The sequence below is a fragment of the Paenibacillus sp. ACRSA genome (assembly GCF_022346845.1).
Lineage (GTDB): Bacteria > Bacillota > Bacilli > Paenibacillales > Paenibacillaceae > Paenibacillus.
The window spans coordinates 1,038,813-1,052,099 of record NZ_JAKRNP010000001.1; the positions used below are offsets into that span (position 1 = coordinate 1,038,813).

The 13,287-nt window shown below is 44.9% G+C and carries 11 protein-coding genes; 1 reads left to right on the top strand and 10 read right to left on the bottom strand.

Going from position 1 to position 13,287, the window contains the following annotated elements:
- Positions 1-154: 154 nt before the first annotated feature.
- From MH215_RS04800 to MH215_RS04815, 4 genes are all read right to left on the bottom strand, one after another.
- Positions 155-1,462: an AAA family ATPase gene (locus MH215_RS04800; protein ID WP_239288593.1), complete on the bottom strand. Its 1,308-nt coding sequence runs from the start codon at positions 1,460-1,462 to the stop codon at positions 155-157.
- Entirely contained in the window at positions 1,462-2,925 is a 1,464-nt protein-coding gene (locus tag MH215_RS04805) for an RtcB family protein (RefSeq protein WP_239288594.1), read from the bottom strand. Before MH215_RS04805 ends, MH215_RS04800 begins: the two co-directional genes overlap by 1 nt.
- Before the next feature lie 588 nt (positions 2,926-3,513).
- Positions 3,514-4,332 (bottom strand): TerC family protein, encoded by an 819-nt coding sequence (locus tag MH215_RS04810; protein ID WP_239288595.1) that lies wholly within the window; start codon positions 4,330-4,332, stop codon positions 3,514-3,516.
- Positions 4,333-4,621: 289 nt separating this feature from the next.
- Positions 4,622-4,918, bottom strand: coding sequence for a DUF3817 domain-containing protein (locus MH215_RS04815; RefSeq protein ID WP_056701357.1), 297 nt, complete (start codon positions 4,916-4,918; stop codon positions 4,622-4,624).
- 212 nt (positions 4,919-5,130) lie between these two features.
- Between MH215_RS04815 and MH215_RS04820 the strand changes: the two genes are divergently transcribed.
- On the top strand, positions 5,131-6,231 hold the full coding sequence (locus tag MH215_RS04820; RefSeq protein WP_239288700.1) for a glycosyltransferase family 4 protein: 1,101 nt from the start codon (positions 5,131-5,133) through the stop codon (positions 6,229-6,231).
- 12 nt (positions 6,232-6,243) lie between these two features.
- On the opposite strand, the gene MH215_RS04825 is transcribed toward MH215_RS04820, so the two are convergent.
- The 6 genes from MH215_RS04825 to pulA form a co-directional block, all read right to left on the bottom strand.
- A complete protein-coding gene (locus MH215_RS04825) occupies positions 6,244-6,606 on the bottom strand; it encodes an HIRAN domain-containing protein (protein ID WP_239288596.1) in 363 nt (120 codons plus the stop codon).
- Between the two features lie 43 nt (positions 6,607-6,649).
- Positions 6,650-7,615 (bottom strand): helix-turn-helix transcriptional regulator, encoded by a 966-nt coding sequence (locus tag MH215_RS04830; protein ID WP_239288600.1) that lies wholly within the window; start codon positions 7,613-7,615, stop codon positions 6,650-6,652.
- A 257-nt stretch (positions 7,616-7,872) separates the two neighbouring features.
- Entirely contained in the window at positions 7,873-8,394 is a 522-nt protein-coding gene (locus tag MH215_RS04835) for a hypothetical protein (RefSeq protein WP_239288601.1), read from the bottom strand.
- A 243-nt stretch (positions 8,395-8,637) separates the two neighbouring features.
- Positions 8,638-9,270 (bottom strand): 50S ribosomal protein L25, encoded by a 633-nt coding sequence (locus tag MH215_RS04840; protein WP_239288605.1) that lies wholly within the window; start codon positions 9,268-9,270, stop codon positions 8,638-8,640.
- A 217-nt stretch (positions 9,271-9,487) separates the two neighbouring features.
- The gene (locus MH215_RS04845; RefSeq protein ID WP_239288606.1) at positions 9,488-9,991 is read right to left on the bottom strand and encodes a hypothetical protein; all 504 of its coding nucleotides are present in this window, start codon (positions 9,989-9,991) and stop codon (positions 9,488-9,490) included.
- A gap of 241 nt (positions 9,992-10,232) precedes the next feature.
- Entirely contained in the window at positions 10,233-13,106 is a 2,874-nt protein-coding gene (gene pulA / locus MH215_RS04850) for a type I pullulanase (RefSeq protein ID WP_239288607.1), read from the bottom strand.
- Positions 13,107-13,287 lie beyond the last annotated feature (181 nt).

Consider the following 13,287-nt stretch of genomic DNA (forward strand, 5'->3'; position numbering starts at 1 on the left):
TAACTTCCGGTAACGGATTACTTACACAGCAGAGCTGCTTTGTACCTCCCGAAAGTCATTGTATGTCTTACCAGACAACCTTAGTATAACCATTTGAGATTTATAATATTTTGGACGTTATCCGATCATCATTATCCAACAGGATACGGGCAGATCAATAAAATCCAGCACGTCCTTTTCCAGGCTGCGTCATCCAATTCTGCTTGTGGCTCTTGTCCAATTCACCACGCATGGCTTGAATGATCTTCATCATATCTGCCTCTCCGTTCTGATGCCATTCCAATGCTGTACTAACATATAGTTCTCCTAGCTGTGCGAGTGAAAAGGAATCCGTCAAACGCGCTGCTTCCTTCGTGCCTTCCTCACCAGCGAACACTGCGAAGCCCCGCTGCTGCAAATATTGCAGGCGCAGCGCCTCGTCTGGCATTGGAATCTCGTACGCCCGGTCGAAACGTCCGGCACGGTTCATCAGACCCGGATCTATTTTTTCTGGATAATTCGTTGTCCCAATTAAGAAAATGCCTTCTTTGGACGTAGCGCCATCCAGCGTGTTCAAGAAAAATGAACGCACCTCCTCCGGCATGGAATCAATATCCTCAATAATCAGCACCATCGGCGCTAAACGCTTCGCCGCGTCGAACACATCACGTACCGATTCACTATTCGTGTACTCCGTGATCTGCCAATAAGCAGCAGGCCCTGAAATGCTTCCCGCAATGGATTTCACCAATGTCGTTTTACCGTTACCCGGATGACCATAGAGGAGAATTCCACGTTTGTAAGGGATATCGTAATCCCGATAGAAGGAGCGATCCGCTTCGAAGAATTGATCCAGTGAGCGGAAAATATCTTGTTTGATCTGAGGCGATAATACCACCTCATCTCTGGTCACTGAACGAGTAATCGACTCTGAATGACGGTCACTACCATTGCGCGCGTCAGTGTATACCGTTACTTTTTTCATATTTTGCTGGCGTTCACGCTCACGTACACTGCCCAGAAATTGCTTCAGCTCTTCTTCTCCGATGGCAAAAACAAAGTCCTCGTTATATATTCCATTTTCCCGGAAGAAAGGAATGCGTACAAGCGCCACACCCCAGCTTGGATAAACAAATACATTGTTGCGGATGGAGTAATGCACGCCGTAAGATGGCACATCTCCCTCATCGTCATAATGTAATGTGCGCAGTTCCAAATCATCGAAAATTCGAGCCACAATCTCTACTTCAGGATTATCCGTGCGTAGATCCTCTCTCAGCAGATCCCAATATTCGCTATTGGGATCATCGCTCGCAAATAGTTCATATTGAGTTCCGTATCGCTCATAGAGCGCCTCCGAAATGCCGCGAATGAGACGTGCATATGCTGAGTATCCTTCAATTCGACCATCATTATGCTCATCAAAGGCGTAGATCGCTCTCGGTGAATTCGTTTGCTTCACATGTTCCTTGTGTACTGTCATTATTTAGCTCCCTTCACAGCGGCAAGCGGTTTACATTTGGCAACAACTTGAGCCAGTCCCGCGCCGGTAACACTATCAATAATTTCATCAACATTTTTATATGCCTGTGGTGATTCATCAATAATCGATTCTAGTGAACGCTGATTGACAACAATCTCATTCTCTGTACCTACACCCAGCGCGCGTTCAAAATCCGCCAAAGTGACTAAACGCTTCGTTGCATTACGTGAACGGATTCGCCCTGCACCATGACAGATGGAATAGAAGTTATCTGCTCCTTGCGGTTGACCAACCATGATATATGAAGCTGTGCCCATGGAGCCTGGAATCAGCGCAGGGTGTCCAGTGGCGAGATATGGCTTCGGATTATCAGGATGATGCGCTGGCAATGCACGTGTTGCCCCTTTGCGATGTACGAAGACCGAGCCTTGATCTGCATGTGATTCTTCCCAAGCATAGTTGTGCATCAGATCATACAGTGTACGGAATTCGCACTTGGATCCGAACACTTCACGAAAGGCTTCACGAATGGAGTAAGCAATCAAGTGACGATTCACCACAGCGTAGTTTAGTGCGGAATACATCATATTCACGTAGTGGCGTCCCTCGGCATGCTCCAGTGGGGCAAAGACTAGTCTTGGGTCAGATGTTCCGAGCCCGTTTCGCTGCATCATTTTGGCGATTGCTGATGAACTGGTTTGACTTATATGCCCTCCCCAAGTGCGAGAGCCGGAATGGATCATCACTACAATTTGTCCGTCAACTAACCCCCATGCTTCAGCAATATCACGATTCTCCTCGGCGATCTCAATCGCTTGTATTTCGGCAAAATGATTCCCTCCGCCCAACGTACCTAGCTGACGGTGGGAACGATGCCATGTCATATCTGGGACAAGGTTCAGCACTTCTTCATCAAATGTGAATTTACTGCTCTCCACATGGGTAACAGACGTGGACTTCTTAGGGGTATAGCCATCCGGTATATATTTCTTCGGTAATCCATGTAATCCTTTGCGAACAATGTGCTCTAATCGAATGTCAGAATAATGCCCCCGCTGGTTCGCTTCCATAGGCAGTACCTTTTCAATCGCTTTAACGAGTTTTCGGCGCAATTTTACATCTTTCAAATCATCTTTATGCAAATTGGTCATATGCACCCTCATGCCACAGCCAATGTCGCTGCCTACAATCGAGGGTGATACATACCCATTGGTCGCATCCCATACCGCTGTTGTTCCAATACATGTACCAACACCGACATGCACGTCAGGTGTATAGCTCATATACGAAATTCCGGGGATCTGCAAATTGTTATTGGCCATCTCGAACACTTTATAGTCCAGAGAGGAGAATAGCTGTTGTGCGGCATATACGGTTAGATCCCCCGCCGGCAACTTGACCTCATGCCGGTATCCGCCCAAGGAATCATTCGCATCCGCAAATAAATTAGGTTGTGTATTCATAAAATTGGTTTATTCCTTTCATTTATCCGTAAGTTTTAAACATTTTCATAAATTGCTGTAATATCCAGATTCGTTGTCCTTCTTCTGCAAAAGGCACAAAAAAAGAAGCCATGGACAGAATGCCCATGACTTCTTCATCACCATAATGGAAAACAGTTGCAGCTTGAAGAAGCTGCGACTCTAGTTTCCATCGCTAAATTAGCGGCGAACAGCCTATCCATACCGAGTCATTCTGACTCTTCACAGATACGCTCCTTCTCCTATGTTGCCCGTATGAGGCCGATGAGACAATGAGCTGCATATGCAATTGTGTGTGAGTTGTGTTGTAATTTCTGTTGCGTGTAGTTCCAATTGTAGACCAGCGTCATGACTCGCGACCTCCCTTCGTAAATGATATATACAATATTAAGCGGATTTCTTTCCATGTGTCAACCCTATTCTTGGAAATTAAAATAAGCGCTGCTATCGGGTACCCTAAAGAATCGCGTATCTTGTCAACATGATGCATAACAAAAAGGCAAGACCCGCTGTAAGCGAATCTTGCCTTTGTCCTATCCATTTCACTTGTTATTTCAAGAAAACTCAAGCTTACTTTCCTACTTGTTGCTCCAACTCTTCGACCGGATTTTCGTTCTCTTTTTCCGGTACTTTAGAAGAGAAGAACCAGCCGCAAACGGCAATCGCAATCAGGACAATATAGAATCCGAATTTCCAAATTTTATTTTCTGGAAAATGCTCATCCAGTACGCCCAGAGAAGGGTGTGCAAGTGTGATAACTGAAAGTTTAACCCCAACCCAACCTACGATAACAAAAGCAGCTACTTCAAGACCAGGACGGGAATGCAGCAATTTAACGAAGAAGGAAGCGGCAAACCGCATGATCACAAGACCAATGAATCCTCCCAAGAAAATAACGATAAACTGTCCGCCGTCGAGACCACCAATTGGAGCTAATCCACTTGGCGGCAACGCAACAGCTAGTGCAACAGCGGCCAAGATGGAGTCTACAGCAAATGCAATGTCCGCCACTTCTACCTTGAAGACCGTCATCCAGAAGCCAGCTTGTTTCTTCGGTTTCTTCGGTGTCTGATCTGCAGCTTCATCGGTTTTGTTACGACTACCTAATATCTTCTTGACGATATGGTTGATGGAGATGTACAAGAGGTACAGCGCACCAATCGCTTGAACCTGCCACACATCAACGAGGAACGAGATTAGGAACAACGATCCCAAACGGAATATAAATGCTCCTAACAAACCGTAAAACAACGCTTTTTTGCGTTTATCATCTGGTAGATGTTTAACCATGATCGCGAGCACCAATGCATTATCTGCTGCCAGCAATCCCTCCAGGACAACTAAGACGGCAAGCACCCACCCATACTCCAATAATAATGACAACTCCAAAATTGACTCCTCCTTAGTATCCTTATGATGTACAAAAAAAAGGACCTTTACCATCGCTGGTAAAGATCCTTTTTATCCACAAAAAGAGACCTTTACCCAGCATAAAAACTTGGTAAAGGTCTCGCTAACAACAAATTGCTGCCAATAAAGCCGGGGATAAATCCCGAATTGACGACTTTACTGTGAAAGCTACTCCCCTTTAACATCAGGATATGTAGTTTTTAGATGAAACAGGCTTCAATAACCTGTTCTCATCATATTCATAACGTTAATTAAAGTCAAGCTTTATTTAACGAACCATTTTTCGAAAAACCACAAAGTCATATACAAAATTCCCGAGCGGAACAAACGAAATGAAGAATAGCGCCAATGATCGGCGTATACGCCATTTTTGCGAAGTATGCATGCTGACCACAATCAGTAGATACATCAAGAAAAGAAAACCATACAGATTACCAAACCAGGTAACAGCCTGCGGCATAATCCCGGCATTCTTCAATGGAAAAGCAACAAAAAGCAATAACAAATAAGAGAGTCCCTGCAACCACATTAGCAATCGAAAGCGACCCATTGTTGAATGTAACATGTCTTTCCTCCTGGCTTCATACCTATCCTGAATACTATCTCATATTCAATACCATTGAATTCAACCAGTATACCACATTAAACATGGCATACTCCCAACTGCACTCAGTGGGAATGTTATCCACGGCATAAGCTTTTGAACCAAAAGCCTCATTTGCACATAGGATATGACGAAGATTGTTTACGCTGGAGGGACAAGGAGGAGACAGGTTGATGAAAATCGCTATGGTTGCACCGGAAAAACTTCCTGTACCTGGAAATGGATCAGTCGAGATCTGTATCTTAGGTATCGCTCGCGAACTCTCCCTCCGGCATGAAGTTACTATCATCAGTCGTGAAATGCAAGGTCTGCCCACAACGGAATATACTGAAGGAATGACCATACGGCGTTTGCCTGCCACCAATACAGAGCAATACACCAAAGCTGTTATACGTTTATTGAAACACCATACGTTTGACCTGATTCAAGTCGACAATCGACCACGCTGCATGGCTGCCATCAAACAAAACCTTCCTCATATCCCTGTGATCCTCTACCTCCATTCTCTTACGTTCGCACAGCCAGGATTAGCACGTCTCGCGTTGATGCGACAGGCTGATCTAATTGCTGTCAACAGCCTCTCACTCAAACAACGCCTCAGTCGTCGATTCCCCCAATTAACAAGTCTCATGTCCGTTATTCCATTAGGTGTGGATCTCGAACGCTTCAAGCCTGCTACAGCGGTTGAACGTCAAGATCTCCGAACGGAGTTTAAACTATCAGAGTCTTTCTGCGTCCTCTATGTTGGTAGACTCATCCCTGGCAAAGGGATTGATGTCCTGATTCGTGCAATAGCACGTCTACAACAACACATATCAGTCAAACTCATTATTGCAGGTAAAGGGCCACCCCAATACGTTCGTAAACTGCGACAATTAGCCAAAAAAATGAACGTACGTGCTTCTTTTCGCGGTCAGATTGCGCATAAACGAATCGATCGTTTATACCGAGCTGTGGACTGTCTTGTGTGTCCCTCCCAGCAACATGAAGCTTTTGGACTGGTGAACGTTGAAGCTATGGCCTCAGGTATTCCGGTAATTGCTTCAGACAATGGAGGTATACGAGAGATCATTGAGTCTGGGCATAATGGTTATCTAATACATCCATATCATGAGCCAGAGCCTTTTGCTACAATTCTGTATAAACTAGCCGTTAATCCAGCGTTGGCTCGCTCCTTAGGCGAAAACGGGAGAGCACACGCCATCCAAAAGTTTAGCTGGGAGCGTACAGCATTACATCTAGAAGCCGCCTATACCCGGCTAATTCGCGAATAAAAGCGAGATAAATCAAGCCTTTTCTCGTGATTGCCAGCCTGTTATAAATGTGTCCATATGCGGAACGGGAACCTGTACAATCTCAATTAGCTCTACGATAATCATGTCCTTCATCGCAAACCTTACCTTTGCGCAGGTCTGTTGACTGAAGATGTCATAGAAGTCCGAACCTGTCCAACAGCCGTGAGGAATCAGACGGGGATCATTAACAATGTATCCTACCGTTCCAATCGGGGGAATGACGACTTTAATTGCATGTTGATCCCTACGATTATCAGGATCCTTGACCAGAAACAACATGTCTCCTACATGCAAAGCCCCAACACCATGATAGTGTTCCATCCCATACATGGCTGCGAATAACTCTTTACTCATGAATCATACTCCTTTACGTTTTCTCTTCAGTTCACATGGGAACTTAGGCTTCCCGATCATAATGCTTCAACCATTGAGTTAATTGATTACGAATTTCCTTACGGAATTCACGGGGCTCTAGCACTTCAGCTTGAGGCCCGAATTGATATAGCCACTTCAGAAATTCACGACTGCTGTTCAACGTCACTTCGAATAACAACCCACCATCGGGCGTATCTGTCATACGAGGACGAACAAACATCTCCTCTTCTTTTATGTAAGGGGCTATTTTATCCGAAAATTTAACTTTGAAATGGATATGTTCGTCCCCACGGTCAATAGACCATGTATGCTTCATGTACTGCGTTATGTTGAAATCACTTTTGTCAAAATGATTGTTGATCCGAACCACGTCAAGAAATCGACTGATTCGAAATAGACGCACCTTTTGCAACAAATGACAATAACCAATTAGATAAAAGCGTTGATCACGCGGTATAAGATAATAGGGGTCAATGTCCCGAATTGTGATTTCATTATTCGTCAGTGTATGGTACTGCGTTCGAATCGTTTGTTGATGAAGAATAGCTTCAATAATCGGAATTAACAAATTGGGATCTTTACTTTCTTCCCGATAGGCTGGAGTGCCCATACGAATAATACCTGCAATATCTTCCACAATTTCACTGCTTTTTGCATTCGATCTGGAATGAGCAGACATCACTTTATCAAACGCAGAATCGAATTCAAGAGGCAGCTTAGAGGTATCCACGACAGATGGAAGCATGGAGAAAACCATAGCTTCCTTTTCCGTAAAATCAAGAGGATACATGGAAAATCCCCCAATAAAACGGTAACCTTTTCCATAACCTTCATTTGTTATAGGGGCAACCCTGTCCAAAATCCGTAGGTCACGATATATTGTGCGTACCGTTGTATTACATTTTACAGCCAATTCTTTGGCTGTAATACCGGGATTTGCTTGTATAGCCTGAAGTATACGTAGCAGACGAATTAATTTCTCTGTCATGTAGTTTCTCCCCTTCGATACTTTATCGGCAAGGAAAACTAGTTCCTTTAGTACACTGGTAAATCTTTAGACCCAATTCACTTTCGCAATTTCACCACTAACATCTAGTTCTCTTGCACTTATAACGCTATTCCAATATACATTCTCTTACTTGCTTGCGTAAATTAATAATTCAAAGCCCTTTTACCTGTGTCTGATTACCTATATTAATTTTCACAAAAAAGCCTTGTCTCTTGATCAAGAGACAAGGCTTGAGCCTATGAGGTATGTAGCGCTACCAATTGGGTTAAAGCATCGATCATGTGCTCAGCAAGTTCTGGGATATCCCCCATCTGTTCCTCGTTCACATTACGGTCAAAATAGACTTCAGCGGAGACAAAATATATCCTCGGTTCCTCTTCATACACGTACTGGAGCTTCAGGATTATACTCTGCTGCGGCCAGCTCTGCTGTAATATTGCACGTATTCTCTCACAATCTGGATCAGGCTGTACAATCTTCATAGCAAACCGAAGTTGCAGCCGGCAGCCGGGCACCCCATCTGGCTTTTCCAATATTTCAGCAGCAATGGCTTCAAGAGAACTGCTTAACACCACTTCTCCGGTCACTTCAGGATGTGCACGTAAACTGAATTGCAATACAAACTCTCTGGACATGCTCGCCATCTCTAGGCGATCTCGACGATCCGTGATCAGAATGAGCTCATCTAAATTATCAAGGTCATAGAGCGTATTTTCGAAGCCTACTTTCAGATTATCAAATACAGTCGGATCAAACATGATACATACCTACCTTCTTTTCCTTCAACTTAACCTATATTTAGCCGTACCTATATTATAAACGCACAAGCACTCTGATGCGTTACAACCCCTCGTTTCAACCGTTCATGAACTACATCTTGTCATTCTGCTAAGGATTGTTCATCCATGCATCTTACTCTCCTGTCTTAACAACTAAGAATAGCCCAGTCCAATGGACTGGGCTTGAGTAAGGTTAGAATCCCGCAGGATTATATACCTTGCTTATTCTTCTGTAGACTTCTCTTCTTCAGCCGCTGGTTCTGCTTCATCTGCAGAAGCCGTAGGCTCTTCCTCGACCGCTTGTGGCGGCATTACGGAAGCGATAATGGAATCAGGGGACGTAATTAGCGTCAAGCCTTTATCCAATTTGATATCGGCAGCCGTTAGACGATCACCGATCTCCAGTCCACTTACATCTACCTCGATAGAAGTAGGCAGGTCAGCAGGCAATCCTTCGACCTCCAACTGAGTTTCCTGTGTCTGGAATACGCCGCCTGCTTTCGAGCCAGCAGCAGTACCTTGGAAATCAAGAGTTACACTTACACTGATTGGTTTATTCTTAGAAATCTGCAGAAAGTCTACATGCAACAGACGTCCGTTACGTTCCTGTTGATCCTTGATCAACACTGGAACTGTTTTGCCACCCTCTACATTGAGGTTGAACATTTCAGAGCGTCCTGTGCGCGCTACCTTCAGCATTTCTTTTTCATCTACATGTATTGGGGCGCCATCTTGTCCCGGGCCATACACGACAGCCGGAACTCGTCCGCCCTGTCTCAACAGGCGCAAGGCTGCACCTTTCTTTTCAGTTCTTGGGGTTGCCGTAAGTTGAGCCATTTTTCCGTTGGATTTCATGATTGAACATCCTCCTTCAAGGGATCCCTACTTCATATTGGTTTGAGGAAGCCAGATGCTTCGCAATTAAACCAAATGGGTCTTTATATTCTGTGGCCTAATTAGGAGCCATATCTATATTTACCCCATTGAAAGAGGATCTCAAACATTACTTGTACATTTTTTTGATTTTGACTATAAGAATCTCCCGTTAGCATCATGAATGGAACTTACTCAATTATTGGATTGTATCAGCTATTTCAATTAATGTTTTGTAATCATATAAGGGTTCGAGGTTGTTATTTTTGCCTGCAACCAGAGAGTATGTTAACCCCTCATTCCTCCAGTAAATGGCACTGATATGATCGTTTCCCTGATCCCAGGTTTGCGAACCGTCCGCTAGTTTTTGCCTTTTCTTTCCATGGGGAGACGTTTTAACCTTTGAGTTGGTGATCATCATAATCAGGTTCAATCCTTGGTCTGTATTGGCATACGTAATTTCTACAGCATCATATGGATCATTGGTAGCTAGAATCCTTATCGATTTTTCAGTCGTTTGGAATGGAACTGACGGTTCTTTAATGTCAAATGGGATCTTGGCTTCTGCCTCTTCAATTGTTATTTCGACTGGAGGCTTCAGATCCGAATCAGAGGTCAGTTGAGGACTTTCCCCGTTATGTAAGCAGGAGGACAATAGAATTGGAATCATACAGAGGAGCAGCAATTTACTTATAGCCTTCATTTCATCACCTCAAAACAGAGTCGTTACTTTCATTACGCTTCAAATCGCTGGAAAGTTTCATGATTTTACTAATTTAGTCTATATAGTGGACTCTACTTCTATATTTATCTCCAGTGATCTATACTCTGTTCGAGTGATTAATCAGCGTAACTCTAAGTATAGAAAAAGCAGCCGGAATCACTCCCGACTGCCTGCCCAACGTGGTCTTACATTGCATGCTACCGATTACAACTGGATTGAATTATGCACTATCCTGTTCTTCTTCAGCATTTGCTCGAATAACCTGCATCTGATCTGATCCACTGCGCACGATGATTTGCACATCTCCATCCTCAGGCACGATATCCACATATCGGTCTCCGCATGTATCTTTGGCCTCCCACTCATTCAGTCGAATGATCAAGCCGAGATGATGCAGGCCTGCGGCAACACGGAATCGAGCTTCTGCCACATTTCCTACACGTTCTAAAGGAACGGCTCCATCTTGCATACCTGTGCCCCAGACCCACACATCCCATCCCTCATATCTCTGATCCTCACGTTCATATCGAAGGGTAACAACGCGTGAAATTTGCTTATGCACCTTCGTCATGACGGAAGCACGAATCCCACCTGCCTCGGCTACGATATCGCTTGATCCAGGCGTCAGCGCACGTACAATACCAGCAGTACTAACAGCTGCTACTTCCGGATTCAATGAGCTCCAACGAAGCTTGGTTCCTTGCAGAGGCTGACCAAATTGATCTAGAACCAATGCTCGAAAACGGCTAATGCGTGTGGTGTACATAATCGGCTCACCCACGATCTCAATTCGTTCAGCATAGCGTTGCTCCACCTGTAATGTACAGGTTGAAGTAAGCTCACCACATTGAGCGGTGATGGATGCTTCTCCCGTCTGCACAGCCTGAATTGCACCATTCGACTGGATACGCATCACATCAGGATGAGAAGAAGTCCATCGTACTTCAGTGTTCTCCACGACATTGCCTAGAAGATCCCTCACGACCGCTCTTAGCTCTGCTGTCTCCCCAGGACTATACACCTGACGTGGGCTATTAATCTCAACCACTGCCGGTTCTGCAACACATGCACGCTCTGTATCATATAGCACCATCAGCGACCATCGCTCGACAGAGACGCTAGTATTAACGGTTGTGATCGGCTCCGTACCCGCATGTTGATCATTCACCACCACATGCCAGCTTCCTTCCGGCAGATGAATCTGCTGCTGATTAGCGGAACTGTTGTAGATGACGATAATCTGATTCCAAGTATCTTGATTCGCTCCATCGTGGAGCATAAAAACAACAACGTTGCCCTCGGCACGCATAATACGCAGGTGATTCCGTACCTGCTGGGCTTCGATCATTCGAAAAGCCGGGTGTGTACGACGCAGATGGATTAAGCCACGATAATAGTCAAAAACAGGACGGAACTTAGCTTTATTCGCCCAAGTGATTGCATTAACCGCATCACCGCTACGATAGCTGTTCTGATCTCCTGATTTGGAACGGAGCATTTCATCGCCCGCATGCAGGAAAGGAATCCCCTGAGAGGTCAATAGAATGCCTGACGCTATTAAAGAGCGACGAACCATCTCATGATCTAGGACATGATCCTCATGAATATATCGGTAGGGGTTGGCTGCTTTTACCGCAGATTCGGCACTACCACCTTCCACAGGCTGACCATCCTTCCACGTCGGAAAACCAAGTTCATGTCGAAGGTTCATCGCTGTTGCAATTTTGTCCCATAGATTGAGGTTATCATGCGCCGTTATATAGTTGACCGCCTCTATAGGTGATGATGTAAAATCATCCAATGCTCCTGCTACTCCTGTGATTAGATCGTATTCTTTACCGGCAGCCCCGGTAGCGAATCCGGTGCCCGTTCCGTCACTATCTCCTTTAATGGCACTTCGAAAGTGATCATTGAACACGGCAAAACCCTGACCCCGCTGTGTTCCTTTGAGTGTCTTTCGCTCTAACGGTGAGTCTCCCCCCGTCCAAGGTTCACCATAAATCAACATCGACGGATCGATATGCTCTCGCAGCTCACGTGTTAATTCATTCATCGTTTCTGTATCAATCAGTCCCATTAGGTCAAAACGAAAACCGTCGATATGATACTCTTCTGCCCAGTATAAAAGAGAATCAACAATATATTTTCGCACCATAGGACGCTCGGTAGCCAGCTCATTACCCACACCTGATCCGTTGCTCAGCGTACCGTCCGCACGATGACGATAGAAATATCCAGGCACGATGCGTTCGAATGGACCTTCCTCTATGCTGTACGTATGATTGTATACAACATCAAGCACCACACGTATTCCTTGTCGATGTAGCGACTGTACCAACAACTTGAACTCCCGAATCCGAACTGCTGGATCATGCGGATCTGTCGCATAAGAACCCTCGGGTACATTATAATGTTGTGGATCATACCCCCAGTTATAAGGTACTTTAGCCGCCGGAGTAACTTCGGAAGCAACCAATTCATTTACCGTCTGATAATCGGCTATAGGCAGCAAGTGTACATGTGTAATGCCTAATTCAGTAAGGTGATCTACGCCGATGGAATTGCCCGCATTATCTGTCAGTCCCGAAGCAGTAAAGGCAAGATACTTCCCCTTATACGGAATGTTAGCATGTGGATCTGATGAGAAGTCACGTACATGTAATTCATAGATCACAGCATCTACTGGGTGCAGAAAAGTAGGCTTCACATCTTGCTCCCAATCGACCGGGTGTGTATCCTCCAGATCAATAATCGCTGTCCGCTGCCCGTTGGCAGATACTGCCCGAGCATAAGGGTCTGCCACCACTTCTATTCGCTGATCGGCATGGGTGACCTGATACATGTAATAATAGCCCGCCCAGTTCCCTTCAAGCTTCAAGCTCCATATTCCATCTGGATCTTGAGCCATCAAATGCTCTTGGCCATCTGTATGTTCCGTTACCTTTCCCTTTGCATCATAGATCCCAGCACCTTCAAAAAGGAGTAGTGAAACCTGTTGTATCGTTGGTGCCCACAGTTTAAAGAAACTTGCAGCACGAGTATATGTTAAGCCAAGATCGTTGCCATCATAACGAAAAGATGTCCATTCCGGCATCGTTCCCACCGCCTTTATATGCATGAATTTCACGTTGTCCCGATGTTACGAAGTGGGACGCCATTTGTCAACCCAAGGTTGTCTGATACTCAACATATCGGTTTATGCTCGCTTTTGATGAAGTCATATCTGGGCAAAAGTTCTATCGCCCGCAGCAATCGCTTTCAAAATACAGCATATG